Below are 21,156 nucleotides of genomic sequence, written 5' to 3'. Positions count from 1 at the left end.
GTGCGACAGGTCTGGCGACTACCAGATCTTCACGCGGTCTTCCGGCGCGACATAGAGCTTGTCGCCTGGCTTGATGTCATAGGCCTTGTACCAGCCTTCCATGTTCCGGATGGTGCCGTTGACGCGGTAGTAGCCCGGCGAGTGCGGGCCGGCGATGATCTGCTGCTTGAGAGCCTCGTCGCGCTGCTTGCCGCGCCACACCTGAGCCCAGCCCAGATAGACGCGCTGGTCGCCGGTGAAGCCGTCGAGAACCGGCGCGGGCTGGCCCTTCAGCGAGGCGCGATAGGCGTCCAGCGAGAAGGCCAAGCCGCCCATGTCGCCGATGTTCTCGCCCATGGTCAGGGCGCCGTTCAGCTTCATGCCCGGCAGGGGTTCGAAGGCGCCGTACTGGGCGCCGAGGCGGTCGGCCTGGGCCTTGAACTTGGCCGCATCCTCGGCCGTCCACCAGTCGCGCAGCACGCCGTCGCCATCGGACTTGCGGCCCTGGTCGTCGAAGCCGTGGCCGATCTCGTGACCGATCACGCCGCCGATGCCGCCGTAGTTGATGGCCGGGTCAGCGTCCGGGTGGAAGAACGGCGCCTGCAGGATGGCGGCCGGGAACACGATCTCGTTGTTGACCGAGTTGTAGTAGGCGTTGACCGTCTGCGGGGTCATGCCCCACTCGGTCTTGTCGACCGGCTTGAACAGACGCTCGACGTCCTTGGCGAAGGCCCAGGCGCCGGCGCGCTGGACGTTGCCATAGGCGTCGTTGTCCTTGATTTCGAGCTTGGAGTAGTCCTCCCAGACGTCGGGATAGCCGATCTTGACGGTGAACTTGGCCAGCTTGTCCTGGGCCTTGACCTTGGTCTCGGCGCTCATCCAGTCGAGATTGTCGATGCGGACCTTCATGGCGCCGCGGACATTGGCCACCAGCTCCAGCATCTTGGCCTTGGACTCGGGCGGGAAGTAGGCCGCCACATAGTCCTTGCCGACCGCTTCGCCCAGCAGGCCGTTGACGGCGGCGACGCCGCGCTTCCAGCGCGGACGCTGTTCGGGCTGGCCGGCCAGGGTCTTGTTGCGGAACTCGAAGCTGGCGTCGACGAAGCGCTTGGACAGCAGCGGCGCGGCGTTGTCGGTCACCTTGAACGCCTGCCAGGCCTTCAGGGTGTCGAGCGGCGTTTCGGCGTAGATCTTGGCGTACTTGGGGAAGGTGGTGTTGGTGGTCACCACGAACCGGTCGACCTTGGGCAGGCCCGAGGCGGCGATATAGCGGTTCCAGTCATAGCCCGGCGACATCGCCTGCAGCTCGGCCAGGGTGGCGGGGTTGTAGGTCTTGTCGCGGTCGCGGCGCTCGGCGCGGGTCCAGGTGACCTCGGCCAGCTTGGTCTCGAAGTCGACGACGGCCTTGGCGTGCTCGGCGGGCTTGTCCCAGCCGGCCATGGTCAGCAGCTTCTCGACATAGGCCAGGTAGGCGGCCTTCTTGTCGGCGAACTTGGCGTCCAGATAGTAGTCGCGGTCGGGCAGCGACAGGCCGCCGGCGCCGGCGTAGACGGCATAGGCCTTGGGGTTCTTGGCGTCGGTCGAGATGCCCAGGCCCAAGAGGCTGGTGAACGGCGTGGTCGAGCTCTTGCCCATCAGGGTGGTGAACTCGTCCTTGCTCTTCACCTTGCGGATCTCGGCCAGGTAGGGCGCGATCGGCTTGGCGTCGAGCTTTTCGATGCCGGCCTCGTCCATGAACGCGCGATAGGCCGCGCCGACCTTGGCGGTGTCGCCGGTGGCGGCCTTGTTGGCGGCGGCGGCTTCGATGATCGCCTTGGTGCGGGCTTCCGACAGCTCGGCCAGCTTGTCGAAATTGCCGTAGCGGGTGCGGTCCGACGGGATCTGCGTGCGCGCGTCCCAGGCGCCGTTGGCGAACTTGTAGAAGTCCTCGCCCGGCTTCACCGTGGTGTCCATGCCCGACAGGTCAAAGCCCCAGGTCCCGAAACGCGGGGACTCCAGCGACGTGACGTCAGCCGCGGCGGCGCCGGCGGCGATGGAGGGCAGCAGCGATTGCATGACGCAGGCGTCATCGATGCAGGCGTGTTTCTCGTGGGCTTGCGCCCCGAACGCCGAGAGGGACAGGGCCGCGAACGCCGCAGCGCCGAACCAGACTTTTTTCATGGAATTCGCATCCGTTGGTGTGAGCCGCCGGCAATCTGCAACGGCGCGAAAACTTTACCCCCTTAAAAAAAGTTCATGTGACCCATTTTTTACAGGGCGGGTCGGGCTTCGGCGCGAGAAGCGACGCAAAAAGGCCGCCGACGTGGGGGAACGTGCGGCGGCCTTGCAGGGGATCCGGGCCGGGAAAGGATTTGCCCGGGTTACTTCAAGAGATCCCGCAACTGGCGCAGGGCCCGATCCTGCGACGCCTGGTAGGCGATCGGCGAGACGAACCGGCCCTTGGCGTCGAACAGATAGATCGCCGAGGAGTGGTCGATCGTGTAGCCGCCGCCGTCCAGCGGGACCTTCTGGTAGTAGACGCGGTAGGCTCGGGCCGTCTTGGCGATGGCGTCGGGCGTGCCGGTGAACCCCTGGATGCGCGGGTCGAAGTTGGACAGGTATTCCTTCAGCTGCGCGGGCGTGTCGCGTTCGGGGTCTACGGTGATCAAGACCACGTTCAGCTTGTCGGCGTCCTTACCCAGGGCCTTCAGCCAGGCGGTCATCTCGGTCAGGGTGGTCGGGCAGACCTCCGGACAGTAGGTGAAGCCGAAGAACACCGCCGTGGGCTTGCCCAGCAGCGACTTTTCCGTCACCGGCGTGCCGTTCATGTCGGTCAGCTGGAACGGTCCGCCGATCTTGATCACCGCGCCGGCTGCGTCTTGCGCGGCCTTCTCACTGCAACCGGCCAGCGGTGTGGCGGCCAGCAGGGCCAGGGTCAGGGCGATGGCCCGCATCAGTGATGCATCCCCGACATCGCCGGCTTCGGCGGCGTCTTGACCACGGCCGTCACCTTGACCGGCTTGGCCTTTTGGAACTTGAGCGTCAGGGGCACCTGAGCGCCTTCGGTCAGGGCGATCTTGGGGGCGATCACCATGATGTGGTCGGCGCCGGGCTTCAGCGCCACGGCCTTGCCGGCCGGCAGGGCCAGGCCGTCGGCCAGCTTGCGCATCCGCATCACGCCGCCGTCCATCGACATGGTGTGGATCTCGCCCCGGTCGGCGGCGGTGGTCTCCACCGCGACCAGGCGGTCATCGACGCTGGCGGTCAGGGTCACATAGCAGCCGCCGGCCATGGCGCCGGTCGGGGCCGGACGGCACCAGGCGTCGGCGACGATCACCTTGGGGGCGGGCGCGGCGGTGGCGGTCGTGGCCAGGGCGGCGGCGCAGACCGCCAGCAGGGTCAGGGTCTTCATCTTCAGGCTCCGGTCAGGGCGCGCGGCGTGATCAGCCGGCGCAGGATAAGGTCAAGCACAAGCGCCGCAACCAGCGACGCCCCCACCAGGGGGTAAAGAACGGCCAGCGGCAGGACGATCGCCAGCAGGCCGGCATAGGCGCCGCGATGGGGCGGGCGCACAGGCGCGGCGAGCCGACCCTTGGGTCGACGCTTCCACCACATGACAATGGCCGAGACGCCCAACAGCCAGACGGCGACGCAGCCGGCCAGCATCACGAGCTTGTTGACGAGGCCGAACTGGCGGCCCTCGTGGACGGCGATGCCCCATTCGATGGCCTTGGCCGCCGGCCCGAACTGGCGATAGCCGATATCGCCCAGCACCCGGCCGTCGCCGCCGTCGAGATAGACTGCGCGGGTCTGCTCGACCTGGTCGGACATCTGGGCGGCGGTCCAGGTCCCGCCCGGCGTCTTGGGCAGGGACAGGCTGAAGCCGCCCGTCAGGCCGGCGGCGCGGGCCTTGGCGACGATGGCGTTCGCGTCGAGAGGAGCGGGGGCGTCCATCATCATCATGTGGTGGCTGTGATCGCCCATGTCAGCCATCGCGCCTGGCGCGCCCGAGGGCGGCGGGGCCGTGGTCTGCAGGGCCCAGGGCACGCCCGTGGCCTCTTCCACGGGGGCGGGCTTGCCGTGGTGCTGCTCGGCGACCGGCGGCTTGGGACGGCCCCAGCCGGCCTGGGTGGTCATCTCGCGGACCTCCTTGCCCCAGAAGGCCGACCACGGCATGCCGGTGACGGCCAGGAAGGCGATCACACCGCCGGCGAAGAGGCCGGTGACGGCGTGCAGGTCGCGCCAGAACAGGCGCTTGGCTGGTCGGCCCCGCACCGTGACGATCCCGCCCGTCTGGCCGCGCGGCAACCACAGGAAGATCCCCGTGGCGACCAGCACAATCGCCCATCCGGCCACGACCTCGACCATCAGGTTCATCACCGGTCCGGCGATCTCAAGGCTGTGAATATGCTTGATGACGCCCATCACGCCGCCGGGCTGCGTCGTTCCCAGCACCGCGCCGGTGTAGGGGTTCACATAGGCGGTCTGCTTCTCACCCTGGGCCTCGACGGTGACCAGGACCGAGCGGTCGGCCCGCTCGGGGATCACGACCTGCTTGGCCGCGCCGCCGGTGGCGGCCTCGGCCGCCTTGATCCAGGCGGAGGGCGCGGTCCGGGCGGGGCCCTCGGCGACCACGACCAGCGGACGATGGACCACGGCGGTCAGCTCGTCCTTGAACAGATAGAGGCCCCCGGTCAGGGCCATCAGCATCAGGATCGGCAGGACCAGAAGCCCCGCATAGAAATGCCAGCGCCAGAAGGCGCGATAGACCTCGCCGGCCGGGGCGGTGGTCTCAGGATTGTCGATCGCGCTCATCGCGATGCTCCGGGTTTGAGGCGGCGACCCTTGCAAGCCGCCGCCCCGTCATGACCAGACTTGCGGTTAGAAGGTGACGGTGACGCCGCCGAACACTGAACGGCCGTCGCCCGGCCACAAGGTCGCGCTGCTCGCCGTCCAGGTGGTCACGGCCCCGGTGTTGGACACATAGGCCTTGTCGGTCAGGTTCCGCGCGTCGAGGAACAGCGACACCGTCTGATTGACCTTCCAGCCCGCGTTCAGGTTCAGGATCGCGTAGCTGGGGGCCTTCTTGGTGTTCTTGTAGTCGATCCACTGATCGGTGGCCGACCACTCGACCGACGGGGCCACGAACCAGCCGCGCGGATCGTCATAGCGGACTTCCGAGCGGTAGAAGTTCTTCGGCACGATCGGCAGGCGGTTGTCGCCGTACTGGACGTCGTCCTGGAAGCGGAAGTCCGAATAGGTCCAGGTCTGGCGCACCCGCCAGCGCGGCGCCACCGCCCAGTCCAGCGCCGCCTCGATCCCCTGGTGCAGGGTCTTGTCGGCGTTGAAGGTCGAGGCCGGGATCGACGGGCTGACCGTGTACTGCAGCATCTCGCCCTTCAGCTCGGCGCGATACAGGGTGACGTCATAGGTGAACGGCCCGCGATGGCCGCGCGCGCCCACCTCGCCCGTCCAGGCCTTTTGCGACTTCACCGGCGCGAAGCCCGTGCCCGTCGGCGACATCGAGCCGAAGTTCGGCGGTTCGACCGAGCGGGTCAGGTTGGCGAACACCTGGTCGCCCAGGTCGTTCTGCCAAAGCAGACCGATACGGGGCGAGACCCAGTCATAGGTCTTGTCGGCCTTCAGGTTGAAGGTCGAGGTGACGCCGGGGATGGCGAAGCTGGTGTAGTCGCGCTTGGCCTGGCCCCAGGTGGCGCCGGCCACGACCGCCAATCGTTCGGTGACGAACAGCCGGCCCTCGCCGAACAGGTCGAACGCCTCGGCGTTCTGCAGCGTGCGCGAGGTCGGCGCGCCGCGCGCGCCGCGGAGGTTGACGTAGAAGTTGGAGTCGATGTCGCCGGTGCGGTACCAGGCGCCGAAGAAGGCGTCGGCGCGCTTGCCGCCGATCTCGCCGTCCCAGTCGAAACGGCCAAAGGCGCCGTAGTTGCGGCTCTGCTGATCGATGACCTGGAAGATCGGGTGATCCAGGTCCTTCCACACCGCATAGACCGCGCCTTCGAAGACCAGGTTGTCGTCGAGGCGCCAGCTCGTCCGCAGCGAACTGCGCACGCCGCGCGCGTGGCGGCCGTTGTCATTGGTCAGGTTGCCGGCGAGCGTTTGGCGCGGATTGGCGTTGAACTGCGCCAGGGTCAGGGAGCCCGGGATCTCCTGGTTGATGTTCGAGCCATTGACGATGAACCGCACCTCGCGGTCCTCGCCGAACGATCGGCCGATGTTCAGTGAGCCGAACTGGATGTTCTGTTGGCTTTGCGAGCGCCAGCCCTGGCTGGTCTGGTTGGTGGCGGCGACAAAGACGTCCCAGTCCCCCGACTGTCGGGCCAGGGCGACATGCTGCCGCGCCAGGCCGTACGAGCCGCCGTCGAGACGGATCTTGTTCTGGAAGCCGGCGTCCTTACCCGTCGGCGTGACCATGTTGATCGCGCCGCCCAGCAAGGCCCCGCCGAAGCGCAGAGCGTTGCCGCCGCGATAGACCTCGGCGTAGCGGGTGTTCAGCGGGTCGGCGATCTGGGTGTCGCCAAAGCCGTCGGCCTCGTTCAGCGGCACGCCGTCCTGGGCGATCAGGAGGCCCCGGTTATGGTTGGCGTTGCCGATGCCCGAACCGCGGATCGAGACGCGGATGTCGCCGCCCCACTTGCGCTGGGCGTAGACGCCGGGGGCGTCGCGCAGCATGTCGTCCAGCGCCAGGGTCTGGCGGTTGATGTAGCTTTCCTGGGAGATCACCGAGACCGCGCCGGGGGTTTCCGACAGGCGCTTGCGGGCGTCGGCGACGACCGGCGGGTCTTCGGGGTTCGGGCGGGCGGTGACGATGACCGACGAGACCTGGGTGGCGTCAGCGGTGGTGTCGGCCGCGAAGGCGGCGGGGGCGAAAGCCAGAGCGGCCGTAGTGGCCAGCAGAAGAGACTTCATTTGAATAAGCGTCCTTCGGCCGCCGGGCGGCGGCCGTGAATGATCCAGGGCGCGCCGGCAGTGGCGCGCGCGTTCACGCTCGATCGCGAGGACCGAGGGTCAGATCAGGACGACAGGTGGGCCGGTGGGCGGCGGCGGCGGCGCAGCGAGGCCACGACCGGGCGCGAGCGCGCGGGCGGGGGAAGGATCGGCGCGGCGTAGGCGACCAGATCGATGTCGATCGCCGCGACCACGGACGGCGGCGGGGCCGCCGCGCCCTGAGCCGCGAAGGGGCAGGGCGCGTCGTGGCCGGCCTTGTCGCTCTGCTCGCCGTGGCGGGCGTCGAGCGCATCGCCGGGCTGGACAACCTTCGCTCCGTCACCGGTGCACAGCACCAGGGCGAAGGGCAGGCCGTTGCGGCTTTCGGCGCTGGGCATGAAGCCCGCCGGGATCATAACCTTCAGCACAACCGCCAGCAGCGCGAGCGCCAGGAAGGCGTCGCGGGCCAGAAGTCTCGCGGTGGAGGTCGGGCGGGTCACGAACGGCGCTTTAACGCAAGGCGGCGCGCTTGTCTCGGGTCAGCGCGCCCTTAAGCTCGCGTCAGGCCTTGGCCGGTCGACGACGGCGCGGCACGCGGACCGTGGCTTCGCCGTCCATCACCACCTCGTCACCGACCAGGGCGGCGCAGCGCAGGACGACCCGCGCGCTCTCGGCGTCGATGGAGGCGACCGTGGCCCGGGCGGTGACGACGTCGCCGATCCGCACCGGCTTATGGAAGGTCAGGGTCTGGCCCAGATAGATCGCTCCGGCGCCCGGCAGGATCGTTCCGACCACGGCCGAACCGAACGAGGCCGACAGCAGGCCATGGGCGATGCGGCCGCGATAGGCCGTCTTGGCCGCGAAGGCTTCATCCACGTGGACGGGGTTGAAGTCGTCAGACGCCTCGGCGAAGCGCTGGATGCGCTCTTCGGTGACGGTGACGTGTTTCTCGGCGGTCATCCCGACGGAGAGCTCCTCCAGGATGTAACCGCCCGTGGGGTGCGGTCCGATCATGTCCGGCGGTTACCGGTCTCGCGGCGCGGTGGCTAGAGAAATCGGCGTGGCGACGCTCGCGGGCGTGGAGGCGTCCTTCACCTCAGCCAGCGAAAGGCGCGTTGCACAAAAGCGCGGCCTTGGGTCTCAACAGGATCGGCATGGGCCATCACCACGCGCTCGATCGGCCATTCCAAGAGGCGGCTCAGCCCTCTCCTGGCGGCGATGCGGTCCACGAAGGCCACCCGGAACTTGCGAGGCGTCTCCGGCTGCGGCGCGCTCATCAGGTCAAGCTTGGCGACCCAGGCGCGCCAACCAGTGAACCAGGTCGGCGCGAAGTGCTGGATGAGGTCGGCGACCAGGAGCGTGGCGCTGGGGCGGTGGAAGAAGACCACCTCCGTGGTGATCAGATTGCCGCGCATCGGCGCCTGATCGATGTCGGCGGCCCAGTCCGACGCCGGCGCGTCCCCTAGTTCCGCAACGATGTCGAGGTCTGGGCGGTTTTGGCGAAGGCCCGGCGCGGCATGGAGGCGTGCGGCGGGATAGCTTGCTTGCCATTCGCCGAGAAACCGGTCGTGCAGGCTGTTGGGCGCGATCAGGTGACGCACGGCGCCGAGGGCGTCGACCTCGCGCCGCAGCGCATCGGACAGGGCGATGGGCGACCAGATGAACAGCGATCCGTCCGTCAGCCGGATGACGGCCATGCGGGTGGGATAGTGGAAACCGCCGCCCGCCGTGACGACCGGGCCGTCGGCGATCCAGAGGTTGGGCCCGAAAGCCTGCAAAGCCGTCATGCGGCGACCTTTCGATTGCTGCGGCGCGTCGTCTTGCGCAAGCTGATCTACACGCACGTAGAAAATTACACATGAGTATAAATATGCCAAGCCTCAAGCGGACCGATCGGTCGCGCGGCCTGATCCTCGACGCCGCCGATGGGGCGTTCCGTGAGAAAGGCTTCGCTGCGGTGTCGATGGAGGAGATCGCTTCCCGCGCGGGGCTGACCCGCAAGACCCTCTACAACCTGTTCGGTTCGAAGGAGGAGATCGCCCACCAGCTGATCGCGCGGGTCGAGGCGCAGGACGAGGGCTATCGCGCCCGCATGGCGGCGGGCGAGGACGCGCTGGGTCTACTGGAGACGATCCTGTTGGACAGCGCCGGCTGGTGCCTGGCCAACCCGACAGTGGCCCGGCTGGCGCTGGCGCCGGCGGAGCGGCCGCGCCTGGAGCCGCCCGAGGGGCGGCCCTCCTTCCAGGGGCTGGTTCGCGATGTGCTGCGGCTCGGTCAACAGCAGGGGGCGATCCGGCGGGACGAGGACGTCAACTTCATGAGCCTGGTGCTGCTGGGCGTCTATGGTCAGGCGATGCTCACCGCGCTGGCCGGCGGCCCGTTCGAGCCCTGCGACATCGTGCGCTTGATCCGGATCGTCGTGGAGGGCGTCGGCGCGCGCCGAGCCGAGTGAGCGCGCAAGCTTTCCTGCTGTCGGCCGCACGGGGCGGTCAACGCGGTATGGTGCAAAAGCTCTCCTTGACGATCAATCTTTTCGGCTGTAATCAACCAATATGGGTGACGACGCCCGGATCTGTCAAATGCCACACGCAAAAATTCTCCTGCCGGCCCAGTGCCGGGCCGCCCGCGGACTGATCAACTGGTCGCAGGGCGAGCTCGCGGATCGGGCGGGCGTGTCGCGCAGCACGGTCAAGGACTTCGAGACCGAGCGTCACGCCTTGCACCACAGCACCGAACGGCTCCTCATCGAGGCGATCGAGGCGGCGGGGGTGTCGTTGATCGCGAGCGACGAGACCGGGCCCGGCGTGCGGTTCAAGAGACCGGTCTAGCGCGGGAGCCGGACCTTAGTTCCGGCGGGTTGACGCAAAGAAGAGGAGGGCGCGTGGCGCACGAGGTTTCCCCAGAGAGCTACAAGGACCTGGTCCTGTTCCTGGCGACCGCCGGCATCGTCGCGCCGATCTTCAAGCGCCTGAAGATCAATCCGATCCTGGGGTATCTGCTGGCCGGCGTGATCCTGGGGCCGTTTGGCCTGGGCCGGTTCATCCCCTACGCGCCATGGCTGGACTACGTCACCGTCGACAACCCCGACGAAATCGCCCAGCTGGCCGAGTTCGGCGTTGTCTTCCTGCTGTTCATGATCGGCTTGGAGCTGTCGTGGGAGCGTCTGCGGCTCATGCGCCGGTGGGTGTTTGGCCTCGGCGCCGTGCAGGTGATCGGCTGCTCGCTGGCGCTGGGCGCGGGCGGGATGCTGCTGGGCCTCGAGCCCGTGACGGCCCTGACCATCGGGGCGGCCCTGACCCTGTCGTCGACCGCCATCGCCGTGCCGGTGCTGGCCGAGCGGCGGCGTCTACATTCCGAGGCCGGCCGGGCGACCTTTTCGGTCCTGCTGTTCCAGGATCTGGCCGTCGCGCCGATCCTGATCACCCTGGCCATCCTGGGGCGCGGCAACGGCAGTTTCCAGCTTCAGGACCTGCTGGCCCTGGCCCCGGCGGCGCTGGGTCTGGCGGTGATCGTGCTGGTCGGGCGCCTGGCGCTGCGGCCGATGCTGAAGTCCGTCGCCAAGGCCAAGAGCGAAGAGATGTTCATGGCCGCCTGCCTGCTGGTGATCATCGGCGCGGGGATGGTGGCGTCGCTGTCGGGGCTGTCGATGGCGCTGGGCGCCTTCGTGGCCGGGGTGCTGCTGGCCGAGACCGAGTATCGCCACGAGGTCGAGGTCAAGATCGAGCCGTTCAAGGGCTTGTTGCTGTCGCTGTTCTTCGTCTCGCTGGGCATTCGCCTGGACCTGTCGCTGCTGGCCGCGCAGCCGGCCGCGATCCTGGGCGCGGCGCTGGGCCTCCTGGTGCTGAAGACCGCCGTGGTGTTCGGCAGCGGGCTGCTGATGGGCCTGAACCGGCGCGCGGCGATCGAGGCGGCGCTGATCCTGGCGGCCGGCGGCGAGTTCGCCTTCGTCCTTCTGGACAACGCCATGAGCGCCCAGGTCGTGCCGCCCGCCATCGGCCAGGCGGTGCTGGTCTCGGCGACCCTGACCATGTTCCTGATCCCCGGCCTGGCGGCGCTGGGTGGCTATCTCGGACGCAAGAACGCACCGCTGCCGATCAGCGAAACCCCGCCCTCGAGCGCCAACGAGCCCGACCGCGTCGGGCCCGAGCCGGCCGGTCAGGTGCTGGTCATCGGCTATGGCCGCGTCGGCAAGCTGGTCGGCGACATGCTGGGCCGCCACGACCTGCCTTGGATCGCGGTCGAGCGTGACGCGCGCCTGGTCGAGCAGGGCCGCCGCGACGGCGCTCGCATCTACTATGGCGACGCCTCGCGCCTGGAGCTCCTCGAACGGTGCGGCCTGGCCACCGCGCGCGCGGTGGTGGTGACCATGGACGCCTTCGAGGTGGCCGAGGCGGTCGTCGCCGCCGCGCGGGGGGCCCGTCCGGACGTGCCGATCGTGGTCCGCGCCCGCGACGCCCGCCACGCCGCCCGCCTCTACGAGCTGGGCGCCACCGACGCCGTGCCCGAGACCATCGAGGCCAGCCTGCAGCTGTCCGAAGCGGTGCTGGTCGATATCGGCGTGCCGATGGGCCTGGTCATCGCCTCGATCCACGAGCGCCGCGACGAGTACCGCAAGAAACTGAACCGTCCGGACGCCCTGGGCGGCCGTCGCCGTCGTCTGCGAGACGCCACCTTGCGGTGACGCCGGGGCTGCGTACCTATCCCGATGAGAACGGGAGACAGCTTATGAGCGGCGTGGCCACCGATATGTCCGCCTACTGGGATCGGGCCGGGCGGGTCTGGGTCGAACAGCAGGCGCTGCTGGACCGACTCTTCCAGCTGATCGCCCAGGCGGTGGTCGATCGCGCCGACCTCCGCGCCGGCGAGGCGGTGCTGGACGTCGGCTGCGGCTCGGGCGCGACCACCTTCGAGGCCGCCTGGCGCGTGGGGCCGCAGGGCCGCGCGGTCGGGGCCGACATCTCCGGCGCTCTGCTGGAACTGGCGCGGCGGCGGGCGGGCGAGCAGGGGCTGGAGGGCGTCGACTTTGTCCAGGCCGACGCCCAGACCCATGACTTCGGCGCAGGGTTCGACGCGATCGTCTCGCGCTTTGGCGTGATGTTCTTCCCCGACCCTGTCGCCGCCTTCGCCAATCTGCGTCGCGCCTTGAAGCCGGACGGGCGTCTGGCCTTCGCCTGCTGGCGCGGCCCGGAGGACAACCCGATGGCGCAGGTCCCGCTGGATGCGGCCGCGCCGTTCCTGCCCGAGACGCCCAGGTTCGAGCGGAACGCGCCTGGCCGCTTTGGCTTCGCCGATCCCGAGCGCGTCCGCTCCATCCTGGCCGAAGCCGGCTGGCGTGACATCGCGATTGCGCCCCTCGATGACCCAACCCCTGTCAGTTTCGATGAGCTGATGACCATGAGCCTGCGCGTCGGGCCGCTGAATCCCATCCTGTCCAAAGCGGAAGACGCGCTTCGGACGCAGGTGCGCGACGCGGTGGCCGCGGCCCTGGCGCCCCATGTTCAGGACGGTATGGCGAAGATGAACTCGGCTTGCTGGCTGGTCACCGCCCGGGGCTAGACGTTCGCGGCGGCCGCGAGCCGATCCGCTTCCTTCGGAGGCCGTCTCTGCTCTGCGGTCGTCGTCCGGACGGGGCGCTCGGCCCTCAGCTCAGCGGAAGGAGGCGAGGATTTCGTCCGATGTTTCGCAAGGACTTGAGCATTTCTAGGAGCCAAGCCCTTGCGCACGAACGTTCCACGTGCGAACCCAGCGGAGCTGGCGATCATGTTCTGTGGATGTCGGCAGGCACGCTCGAAAGCTGATTCTGAGGGGCGGTCTTGTTTAGCTTTCCTGCAGCGATGCGCGGGGCGCGAAACCTGACGAGTGTGTCTTTGCCGACACTTTCCCGTGGCGTTCGCCTTGGTATAACGATGCTCGGTCGGTCTCCCCGGCCTGGCAGGGCAATAGAGGGCTCTTCAACGATGAAACTCAACCTCCTGGCGGGAGCTGCTCTGGCCGCGGTGTTCGCCGCGTCGGGCGTTTCGGCCCAAGAGACCGGCTGGTACGGCGCGGTCGACCTCGGCCAACACTGGCCGCAAAGCATCTCCACCCAATCCAGCCAGACGCTGCCGGACGGCGAATATGCGCACTGGGCTTGGAAGACCGACAAGGATTGGACCGGTTTCGTCCGCCTCGGCTACCAGTTCAACAAGAACTGGCGCGCTGAAGTCGAGGGCGGCTACCGCCCTGGCGACCTGAAGGCGGTGCGCGGCAACGCCGTGCGTCAGCAGCCGGTCGCGCTCTGCACGCCGGGCGTCACCCGTACGTCTTCCGCTCAGACCTGCGGCTCGCCCGACGGTTCGATCGACTCGTGGAGCCTGATGGCGAACGTCATCTATGACTTCGCTCCGGATTCCTGGCTGAACCCGTTCGTCGGCGCCGGCGTCGGCGTGAACCGCCTGGACGTCAAGACGCTCGGCCAGTTCAGCGGCGTCGGCGCGGTCACCTCCGCCAACGTGGCTGTCCAGAACCTGACCGTTGACGACAACGACATGGCTGTCGCCTGGCAAGCCATCGCCGGCGCCTCGATCAAGGCGACCGACAAGCTGAAGGTCGACGTCACCTATCGTTACCTGAGCGGCTCTGACCATAGCTGGCAAGCGAGCGGTTCGGGCCTGCTGCAACCGGGCGCTTTCTCGGGCCAGTACACGGACCAGTCGCTGACCGTGGGTCTGCGTTACTCGTTCGCGTCGCCGCCGCCGCCTCCGCCGCCCCCGCCGCCGCCGCCTCCGCCGCCGCCGCCTCCTCCGCCTCCCCCGCCGCCGCCGCCGCCTCCGCCGCCGCCGCCGGCTTTCGAGGCCCGTGAGTTCATCGTGTACTTCCCGTTCGACCAATCGGTCCTGACGCCGGAAGCCCAATCGGTGGTTACGGAAGCGGCCAAGTACTCGAACGACGGTAAGGCGACGAAGATCATCGTCGTTGGTCACACCGACACCTCGGGTTCGCCGAAGTACAACGCCAAGCTCTCGGAACGTCGCGCTCGCGCCGTCGCCGACGCTCTGGTCTCGCAAGGCGTTTCGCAAAACGTTCTGGGCGTGGACTGGAAGGGTGAAAGCGCTCCGGCCGTCGCCACCGGCGATGGCGTGAAGGAACCGCTGAACCGCCGTTCGACGATCTCGATCAACTTCTAAGATCGAATCGACAGACGACTTGGGAGGGCCCGGCGGCGACGCCGGGCCCTTTCTCTTTGCGCGTGTGTCTGAGGGCTCGGCTCCTCGCGCGCCACGCAGCCCGAACCGCGCGGTTCACGCCCAAACGCCCGATCCGCGGGCGGTCTGCGCGCCTCGCGCCGCCCCTTCGTCCGATGGCCGCTTCTGGTGTTCGCCACCCTGCCTTGTGCGCAGTCTGTGGGCGAACATTGTTGTCCGGGGACGGACGCCCATCGGCGCCTTGCGGCGCTCTGTCGCGGGTGAAAAAAGTTCGTGGAGGCAACCCCTTGTCCCGCCTATGCAAGTTGGTGGCGTTCACAGGTTGTTAACGAAAAACTCGACCCGGGGGCGTTGACGAGTCATTCACCAGTGTGGCCCCATATTTGGGTTGAGGGGGCTCCTCAGCCACAAGATATAGCGGCTGGCGGGGATGTTTCCTTCTCCGGAACACGCTGATTGAGCATGGATTTTGGTCATGAACGGCAGTGAAGCGGTGAAGTCGAGCGTCCGAAACGAGGCCCGTCTGGCGGCGATCAAGCCCGCCAAGCGCCCGCAGCTGGCGCTGGTGCGCAAGGTCGAGGTCGACCGCTCGCGCGACGCCCTGCTGACCGACTTCGGCAAGACGACGCTGGAAGACCGCTACCTACTGCCGGGCGAGAGCTATCAGGACATGTTCGCGCGCGTCTCGACGGCGTTCGCCGACGACGCCGACCACGCCCAGCGCGTCTACGACTATATGAGCCGCCTGTGGTTCATGCCGGCCACCCCGGTGCTGAGCAACGGCGGCGCCGAGCGCGGCCTGCCGATCAGCTGCTTCCTGAATGCGGTCAATGACAGCCTGGACGGCATCCTGGGCGTCTGGAACGAGAACGTCTGGCTGGCGGCCAATGGCGGCGGCATCGGCACCTACTGGGGCGGCGTGCGCTCGATCGGCGAGAAGGTGAAGGGCCAGGGCCAGACCTCGGGCATCATCCCGTTCATCCGCGTGATGGACTCCCTGACCCTGGCGATCAGCCAAGGCAGCCTGCGCCGCGGCTCGGCCGCCGTCTATCTGGACATCCATCACCCGGAAATCGAGGAGTTCCTCGAAATCCGCAAGCCGTCGGGCGACTTCAACCGCAAGTCCCTGAACCTGCACCACGGCCTGTCGATCACCGACGAGTTCATGCACGCCGTGCGCGACGGCACCAAGTTCGGCCTGCGCTCGCCCAAGACCAATGAGGTCCTGCGGGAGGTCGACGCCCGCGCCCTGTGGCAGAAGGTTCTGGAGCTGCGCCTGCAGACCGGCGAGCCCTATCTGATCTTCTCCGACACCGTGAACCGCGCCATGCCCTCGTTCCAGCGCGAGCTGGGCCTGAAGGTGCGCCAGTCGAACCTGTGCAGCGAGATCATGCTGCACACCGGGACCGACCATCTGGGTCAGGAGCGCACCGCCGTCTGCTGCCTGTCGAGCGTCAACGCCGAGACCTATCTGGAGTGGCGCGACCATCCGACGTTCATCGAGGACGTCATGCGCTTCCTCGACAACGTCCTGCAGGACTTCATCGACCGCGCGCCGGACGCCGCGTCCGCCGCCGCCTACGCCGCCATGCGCGAGCGTTCGGTGGGCCTTGGTTTGATGGGCTTCCACAGCTTCCTGCAGAGCCAGAACGTGCCGTTCGAAAGCGCCCTGGCCAAGAGCTGGAACATGCGGATGTTCAAGCACCTGCGCCGTGAGGCCGACAAGGCGTCGATCAAGCTGGGCGAAGAGAAGGGCCCTTGCCCCGACGCCGCCGACCGTGGCTCGGTGGAGCGCTTCTCGCACAAGCTGGCCATCGCCCCGACCGCCTCGATCTCGATCATCTGCGGCGGCACCTCGGCCGGCATCGAGCCGATCCCGGCCAATATCTACACCCACAAGACCCTGTCGGGCTCGTTCGCGGTGAAGAACCCGTATCTGGAGAAGCTGCTCGAGGAGAAGGGCCAGAACACCGACACGGTGTGGGGTTCGATCCTGGAGAACGAAGGCTCGGTCCAGCACCTGGACTTCCTGAGCCAGGACGAAAAGGACGTCTACAAGACCGCCTTCGAACTGGACCAGCGCTGGGTGATCGAATTGGCCGCCGACCGCACGCCGGAAATCTGCCAGAGCCAGTCGGTCAACGTCTTCCTGCCGGGCGACGTCGACAAGTGGGACCTGCACATGCTGCACTGGACCGCCTGGGAGCGTGGCGTCAAATCGCTGTACTACCTGCGCTCCAAGTCGGTGCAGCGCGCGGCCTACGCCGGCGCCGACGACAAGGCCGAGGCCACGACCGGTGGCTTCGATGTTCCGGAAAAGACCGACTACGACGAATGCCTGGCCTGCCAGTAACGCCGATGTGAAGCTTTTCGAGGGGGCGGCGCGAGCCATCGCGCCGCCTTTTTCACATTCCGGGAACCCTGATGGCGCACAGTGGTTGTCACCTGCGCGCTTTAGCCCCCGTGACAGCCGGGATGGGACGCGTAGGCTGGAAACACCGGGGTCTAGGAGTCCGCGATGCGGGCGATTGGAAAGCTAACCGTGTTTGCCGTGGGGGTCGCGATCATGACCCCTTCGATCGCCGCCGCCCAGGCGCCGGCCCAGCCATCAGGCCCCTATTCATTCCAGGTCAAGCCCGAGGCGGCGCGTCCGCTATCGCTCGCCGCGACCGGTCTTCTCGCGCGTCCCATCGAGGCTCCGCAGTCCCAGCTGGAGGGCGGATTTGGCCTGACCCCGGCGGCCGCCATGGCGGGCGATGCGCGGATTCTCGACGTTGACCGCTACTATGACGGCGCTGGTCCGGTCATCTGGCGCTCGACCGCCGTGGCCTACCAGAGCGAGGCGGGCGGTCCGATCAGTCAGGTTCGTGTCTCGATGGCGGGTGTGCCTCGCACGGCGACCGTCGCCCCCCTCACCCTGGTGCGCCCCGACAGCGACGCCTATGAGTTGCGAGACGTCGACGTGACCCTCACCCGGGGCTGGCCGTCAGCGGTGATGCTGAAGGGCCGCAAGTACGCCCTGGACGTCACCCCGCACGCGGGCGTGGGCTTTGGCGGGGCCGGCGGCTCGGCCGAGGCCGGCGCCACGGTGCGTCTGGGCACGAAGAAGAACATCGGCGACCGGGTCACCGACGCGCTGGGCGTTCGCGAAGGCGGCGAAGCTTTCGGAACGCGGGGACGTTGGTACATCTACGCCGCCGCCAGTGGTCGCGCCGTCGGGTTCAACATGCTGCGGGGCCAGAACGGCGATTGGTCTCGCGCAGGCCTGTCACAAGACGTGACCAGCCGCCTGATCGGCGACAGTCAGGCGGGCGTCGCCTGGCGCAAGGGGCCGATGCAGGCTTCGTTTGGCTATATCCACCGCGAGATCCGGGCCAAGGAAGGCGTGCTGGGCCTGGCCACCCAAAAGGACGACGTCGTCGCCCTGTCCTTCAGCCTGAAGCCGCATTGGTAAGGGGCTGGGCCCCGTCGGGCTTGTGTTTCCGGCCGCTTTCATGCAGCAAGCCCCGGTTAGCACCTAGAACCGTCAGCGAGACCATGAGCGACAGCGAGCCCCCGCGCCGCAAGACCCTGAGCCTGAAGAGCGCCGTCGCCGCCCCCGGTGGCCCGCCGCCGCTCGAGCGCATGGTCAAGCCGTCGGCTCGCACCACCGTGTTCACGCCCCCCGCAGCGGCCCCTCCGCCGCCGCCTCCGGTCCCGGTCGTTGGCGACTGGAAGTGCAAGCCCTGCGGCACGCGCTTCGACCCGCCGACGGAGTTGGCCGACGAGGACCACGTGCGCTGCCCGTCATGTAACGCCCGCCTGGGCCTAGCCTCGGACTTCCGCGCCGACCCGCCCAACGTCGCTAAGCTGCGCGCGCGCTGGCTGAAGAAGGCCTAGGGCCGAGGCGCCCCTTTCGATGGGCGCCTCATCTAAACCGGCCAGCGTTTAAGGCTGTCGCGGCGCGGGCATGTCGCGGCCGCCCTGATGCAATGTCAGGCTCACGGCTTTCCCATCCGGGCCCAGCGTAAAGCTGGCGGCGGCGGGAACGACGGTCCAGACAACCCGTGTCGCGCTTTCAGGAAACACCTCGAACTCAGGCTGGCCGGTGAGTTGGGCGAATAGGCTCTGACCTTTGCGGGTCACGGCGACGATGAATCCGGGAGCCAGAGCGTACCGGCCCGTCAGGGCGTCCAGCTCGGCGACGGACAGAGCCGCCACCTTGGCCGGGCGCGACGGCGCGGGCGCTTCAGCCCCTTCGGACAGGCGCGGGGCCGTCGTGTTCTGGCCGTTCTGATGCAGCGTCACCGCTGTCCCGCGCCCTTCGGCGTCGACGGTGAAGGTCAATTGGGCGTCGACCACCTTGAGGAAGAAGCTTGTCGGGCTTTCAGCGAACAACTCGACCGTTGGCTGCCCGGTCAGCTGACCCAGCATGCGCTCGCCATCGCGGCGGATCGTCATCACCATCCCGGGGGCCATGCCGTAGCGCCCGACCAGCTTGTCGAAGGCCGCCGCCGGTAGGGGGACCGCGACCCGCGTCTTGGGGGCGGTCTTCAGAGGCCGTCCAGCCATCAGGTGCAGCCCGATATCGTCCACGCCCATAGATCCGGCCGCGTTGCTGAGCACCACGACGCCCAGGCCCGTCTTGCGATTGAATCCCACGAAGCTCTGAAAGCCCATGGTGCCGCCATTGTGCGAGACGATATCGCCCTCGGGTGTTGGCCAGACGTGCCAGCCCAGCGCGACCTCGACGCCGCCGCCGGCCGGGCGACGCGGAACCAGCTGGTCGGCCATCGCGGATTGCAGCGGCGTGTCCGCGTAGCCCAGTTCGGCGGCCAGCAGCTTCAGAAGGTCGTCGGCGGTGGAGCGCAGGGCGCCCGCGCCGGCCAGGCTGGGCAGGTCCCAATGCGTCGTGGATTCCAGCGCTGCGTTATGGCCGCTGGAGAAGCGCGCGGCCTGGGTCGGTGACAGGGCGATGGCGGTGTCGCTCATGCCCAGCGGCTTCAGCACTCGCTGGCGCAACACGGTCTCGTAGTCTCCGCCCGCGCGATAGGCCAAGGCCCTGCCCAGCAAGCCCACGCCCAGGTTCGAGTACTCATAGGTCGCGCCGATGTCTCGCGGCAGGGCGTAGTCGCGCAGGAAGGCGTCCAGCTGGGCCTCAGTATAGTCCGCATAGGGGTTGAGCGGGTCCTTGGGCGCCATGTTGGTCGGCAGGCGCGGCAGGCCCGAGGTGTGGGTGGAAAGGTCGATCAGGGTGACGGCCTTGCCGCTGCGGGTCGGCACGACCGTTCCCGGCGGCAGATGCTGCGCCACGGGATCATTCAGCTTGACCTCGCCGCGCCGGGCCATGTCGGCCAGCAGAAGGCCGGTCAGAGCCTTGGTAACCGAGCCGATTTCGAACAGCGTCCGCCCGTCGACCGGTTTGCCGCCGCCGCCGGTCACACCGTGGGCGATCACCCGCCGACCTCGGGCGTCGATTATGCCGACCACGATCCCCAGACTCTGGCGATCGGTATCGATCCGCTGGGCGAGTATCTGGCGAACGGCCGCGTCAGACAGGCGATCGGGGGAGACGGAGACAGGCGTTGCGGGTTGCGCCGCAGCCTGGGCCATCGCGCCCGGTCCCGCCAGGCTCACAAGGGCGGTGGCGGCGAAAACAACAACAAGATTGCGCATCCGGCTTCCCCACCCAAAGGTTGCGCACTGTCGCCAGCGCCGCCCCCGATGGCCAGCAGCGCGAGGCTCTAAATCAAATACTTAGAGCGTGATGCGCGCCGAAACCGGTTCCCACTTTCGGCGTCACGCTCTAGGCGCCCTGAGGCGACTGTTGGGAGGCAGGCGCCGGTTCGTCGCGCACCACTAGGCCTGTCCCCGCCGAAACCGCCTGCGGGACCTGCTTTCTGAACAGGCCGCGCCAAAGGCTCTGTTCCTCCACGGCGTTGGACCAGACCGCGCCGGCCGCCGCCTGCTCGAAGCCGGCGTCATAGATGCTGCGCATCAGGCCGGTTTCGAACTTCAGAAGGTTCATGCCCTCGAAGGTGTTGGGGATCGAGGCCACGCTGAGCGGCAGGTTGTGGCGCGCGCAAAAGCCTGCCGCCAGACTCAAGGCCTGCCGATACGAGAACCGCAGCATGGTCTCGAAACTGCGCGCCATGATCGAGGCCACGCCCGGCGGCGTCGACTGGGTCGAGGGATCGAGCACGGTGTTGACGATCACGTGCACGCGGCCCCGGCGCAGGCGGGTGCCGAGGTTGCGCCAATGCAGCAGGGCGTCGGGCATCAGGAACAGCGGCGCGGCGACACCGCCGTCCACGTGCATCTCCTGGAAGACCTGACCGTCGACCTCGACCTCGATCAGCTTGGGCGGAAAGATGCCGGGCACCGAGGACGAGGCGACCAGAAGCGACCGGACCAGTTTCAGGGCCTCGGGCCCGCCCTTCACCGCGATCTCGCCCAGATCCCAGACGACCGCGCGCTGGCTGTCGAGATTGGTGGTGGCGATCAGCAGGCGCCGGCCCTTGGCGTGCTCGACGGCGATGGCCTCGACCATCTCCTGGTCGACGAAGGTCTCGACCAGCACATCCAGCGACTCGCCTTTGAACAGGCTGGGACCCAGCGCGGGGGCCAGGCGGCGCAGGCTCAGGAGCTCGGCCGCGTGGCCGCCGGTATAGGCGTCGGTCAGGCGCTCGTCCCAGGCCGAGCCGAGAAACGCCAGCGGCGCGATCAGGGCGCCGGTGCTGACGCCGGTGACGATGGCGAAGTCGGGCCGACGGCCCGCCTGGGTCAGGCCCGCCAGCACGCCCGCGCCATAGGCGCCGCCCGCCGCGCCGCCCGACAGGGCCAGGATGTTGAACTCGTCACGGCCCAACAGCGAGCGCATCGGCGCTAACCGGTCGGCGGCCTGCCGCAGGGCGTCGTCGGCCTGGTCGACGGTCAGGCGCACCCGGGGGAAGCCCACGGCCTCGACCTGCCGGTCGGACGGCGGCGTAGGCAGGCGCTTGCCGCGCAGCGGGTCGTTGGACTTCCAGTCCCGGAAGAAGCCTTGCAGGCTGAAACTACCGGCCGGGTCCTTCTCCACGCCAGGCCTCCG

The 21,156-nt window shown here is 68.2% G+C and carries 17 protein-coding genes and 1 pseudogene; 8 read left to right on the top strand and 10 right to left on the bottom strand.

All coding sequences use genetic code 11. The features are described from left to right. Nucleotides 1-18: 18 nt before the first annotated feature. From OVA11_RS01610 to OVA11_RS01575, 8 genes and pseudogenes are all read right to left on the bottom strand, one after another. Entirely contained in the window at nt 19-2,139 is a 2,121-nt protein-coding gene (locus OVA11_RS01610) for a M13 family metallopeptidase (RefSeq protein WP_268065749.1), read from the bottom strand. Between the two features lie 200 nt (nt 2,140-2,339). Continuing rightward, a complete protein-coding gene (locus tag OVA11_RS01605) occupies nt 2,340-2,912 on the bottom strand; it encodes an SCO family protein (protein WP_268065748.1) in 573 nt (190 codons plus the stop codon). After that, the gene (locus tag OVA11_RS01600; protein ID WP_268065747.1) at nt 2,912-3,370 is read right to left on the bottom strand and encodes a copper chaperone PCu(A)C; all 459 of its coding nucleotides are present in this window, start codon (nt 3,368-3,370) and stop codon (nt 2,912-2,914) included. Before OVA11_RS01600 ends, OVA11_RS01605 begins: the two co-directional genes overlap by 1 nt. 2 nt (nt 3,371-3,372) lie before the next feature. Next, nucleotides 3,373-4,773, bottom strand: coding sequence for a PepSY-associated TM helix domain-containing protein (locus OVA11_RS01595; protein ID WP_268065746.1), 1,401 nt, complete (start codon nt 4,771-4,773; stop codon nt 3,373-3,375). 66 nt (nt 4,774-4,839) lie between these two features. Then, nucleotides 4,840-6,885: a TonB-dependent receptor family protein gene (locus OVA11_RS01590; protein WP_268065745.1), complete on the bottom strand. Its 2,046-nt coding sequence runs from the start codon at nt 6,883-6,885 to the stop codon at nt 4,840-4,842. Between the two features lie 99 nt (nt 6,886-6,984). After that, nucleotides 6,985-7,403: pseudogene (locus OVA11_RS01585) on the bottom strand (DUF2946 family protein). A 61-nt stretch (nt 7,404-7,464) separates the two neighbouring features. Continuing rightward, nucleotides 7,465-7,917, bottom strand: a complete 453-nt coding sequence (locus tag OVA11_RS01580; protein ID WP_096034491.1) for a MaoC family dehydratase — start codon at nt 7,915-7,917, stop codon at nt 7,465-7,467. Between the two features lie 77 nt (nt 7,918-7,994). Next, nucleotides 7,995-8,690, bottom strand: a complete 696-nt coding sequence (locus tag OVA11_RS01575) for a DUF4336 domain-containing protein (protein WP_268065744.1) — start codon at nt 8,688-8,690, stop codon at nt 7,995-7,997. A 71-nt stretch (nt 8,691-8,761) separates the two neighbouring features. Here OVA11_RS01575 and OVA11_RS01570 point away from each other — a divergent pair, with 71 nt between their 5' ends. The 8 genes from OVA11_RS01570 (at nt 8,762) to OVA11_RS01535 (ending at nt 17,966) form a co-directional block, all read left to right on the top strand. Then, entirely contained in the window at nt 8,762-9,355 is a 594-nt protein-coding gene (locus OVA11_RS01570; protein WP_268065743.1) for a TetR/AcrR family transcriptional regulator, read from the top strand. A 127-nt stretch (nt 9,356-9,482) separates the two neighbouring features. Continuing rightward, a complete protein-coding gene (locus OVA11_RS01565) occupies nt 9,483-9,731 on the top strand; it encodes a helix-turn-helix domain-containing protein (protein ID WP_268065742.1) in 249 nt (82 codons plus the stop codon). A gap of 53 nt (nt 9,732-9,784) precedes the next feature. Then, entirely contained in the window at nt 9,785-11,584 is a 1,800-nt protein-coding gene (locus tag OVA11_RS01560; RefSeq protein WP_268065741.1) for a cation:proton antiporter domain-containing protein, read from the top strand. A gap of 44 nt (nt 11,585-11,628) precedes the next feature. Then, complete coding sequence (locus OVA11_RS01555; protein WP_268065740.1) at nt 11,629-12,459, top strand: class I SAM-dependent methyltransferase; 831 nt, start codon at nt 11,629-11,631, stop codon at nt 12,457-12,459. 401 nt (nt 12,460-12,860) lie between these two features. Next, nucleotides 12,861-14,069, top strand: coding sequence for an OmpA family protein (locus tag OVA11_RS01550; protein ID WP_268065739.1), 1,209 nt, complete (start codon nt 12,861-12,863; stop codon nt 14,067-14,069). A 487-nt stretch (nt 14,070-14,556) separates the two neighbouring features. Further along, nucleotides 14,557-16,440: a ribonucleoside-diphosphate reductase subunit alpha gene (locus OVA11_RS01545; RefSeq protein WP_268065738.1), complete on the top strand. Its 1,884-nt coding sequence runs from the start codon at nt 14,557-14,559 to the stop codon at nt 16,438-16,440. A gap of 213 nt (nt 16,441-16,653) precedes the next feature. After that, nucleotides 16,654-17,541 carry a lipid A-modifier LpxR family protein gene (locus OVA11_RS01540; protein ID WP_268065737.1) on the top strand — a complete coding sequence of 296 codons (888 nt, stop codon included), beginning with the start codon at nt 16,654-16,656 and terminating at the stop codon, nt 17,539-17,541. 83 nt (nt 17,542-17,624) lie between these two features. Next, nucleotides 17,625-17,966 carry a hypothetical protein gene (locus tag OVA11_RS01535; RefSeq protein ID WP_268065736.1) on the top strand — a complete coding sequence of 114 codons (342 nt, stop codon included), beginning with the start codon at nt 17,625-17,627 and terminating at the stop codon, nt 17,964-17,966. 48 nt (nt 17,967-18,014) lie between these two features. Here the strand turns inward: OVA11_RS01535 and OVA11_RS01530 are convergent, their stop codons facing one another. Further along, nucleotides 18,015-19,742: a serine hydrolase gene (locus OVA11_RS01530; RefSeq protein WP_268065735.1), complete on the bottom strand. Its 1,728-nt coding sequence runs from the start codon at nt 19,740-19,742 to the stop codon at nt 18,015-18,017. Between the two features lie 130 nt (nt 19,743-19,872). After that, the gene (locus tag OVA11_RS01525) at nt 19,873-21,144 is read right to left on the bottom strand and encodes a patatin-like phospholipase family protein (protein WP_268065734.1); all 1,272 of its coding nucleotides are present in this window, start codon (nt 21,142-21,144) and stop codon (nt 19,873-19,875) included. Nucleotides 21,145-21,156 lie beyond the last annotated feature (12 nt).

The sequence above is a fragment of the Caulobacter sp. SL161 genome (assembly GCF_026672375.1).
Lineage (GTDB): Bacteria > Pseudomonadota > Alphaproteobacteria > Caulobacterales > Caulobacteraceae > Caulobacter.
This window is presented reverse-complemented; position numbering and strand designations above follow the sequence as displayed.

Bases quoted from the DNA above. Each gene is read 5' to 3' on its own strand.
- OVA11_RS01540 (WP_268065737.1), top strand. From the start codon at position 16,654: ATGACCCCTTCGATCGCCGCCGCCCAGGCGCCGGCCCAGCCATCAGGC.
- OVA11_RS01605 (WP_268065748.1), bottom strand. From the start codon at position 2,912: ATGCGGGCCATCGCCCTGACCCTGGCCCTGCTGGCCGCCACACCGCTG.
- OVA11_RS01600 (WP_268065747.1), bottom strand. From the start codon at position 3,370: ATGAAGACCCTGACCCTGCTGGCGGTCTGCGCCGCCGCCCTGGCCACG.
- OVA11_RS01535 (WP_268065736.1), top strand. From the start codon at position 17,625: ATGAGCGACAGCGAGCCCCCGCGCCGCAAGACCCTGAGCCTGAAGAGC.
- OVA11_RS01580 (WP_096034491.1), bottom strand. From the start codon at position 7,917: ATGATCGGACCGCACCCCACGGGCGGTTACATCCTGGAGGAGCTCTCC.
- OVA11_RS01555 (WP_268065740.1), top strand. From the start codon at position 11,629: ATGAGCGGCGTGGCCACCGATATGTCCGCCTACTGGGATCGGGCCGGG.
- OVA11_RS01610 (WP_268065749.1), bottom strand. From the start codon at position 2,139: ATGAAAAAAGTCTGGTTCGGCGCTGCGGCGTTCGCGGCCCTGTCCCTC.
- OVA11_RS01570 (WP_268065743.1), top strand. From the start codon at position 8,762: ATGAGTATAAATATGCCAAGCCTCAAGCGGACCGATCGGTCGCGCGGC.
- OVA11_RS01550 (WP_268065739.1), top strand. From the start codon at position 12,861: ATGAAACTCAACCTCCTGGCGGGAGCTGCTCTGGCCGCGGTGTTCGCC.
- OVA11_RS01595 (WP_268065746.1), bottom strand. From the start codon at position 4,773: ATGAGCGCGATCGACAATCCTGAGACCACCGCCCCGGCCGGCGAGGTC.
- OVA11_RS01565 (WP_268065742.1), top strand. From the start codon at position 9,483: ATGCCACACGCAAAAATTCTCCTGCCGGCCCAGTGCCGGGCCGCCCGC.
- OVA11_RS01575 (WP_268065744.1), bottom strand. From the start codon at position 8,690: ATGACGGCTTTGCAGGCTTTCGGGCCCAACCTCTGGATCGCCGACGGC.
- OVA11_RS01590 (WP_268065745.1), bottom strand. From the start codon at position 6,885: ATGAAGTCTCTTCTGCTGGCCACTACGGCCGCTCTGGCTTTCGCCCCC.
- OVA11_RS01530 (WP_268065735.1), bottom strand. From the start codon at position 19,742: ATGCGCAATCTTGTTGTTGTTTTCGCCGCCACCGCCCTTGTGAGCCTG.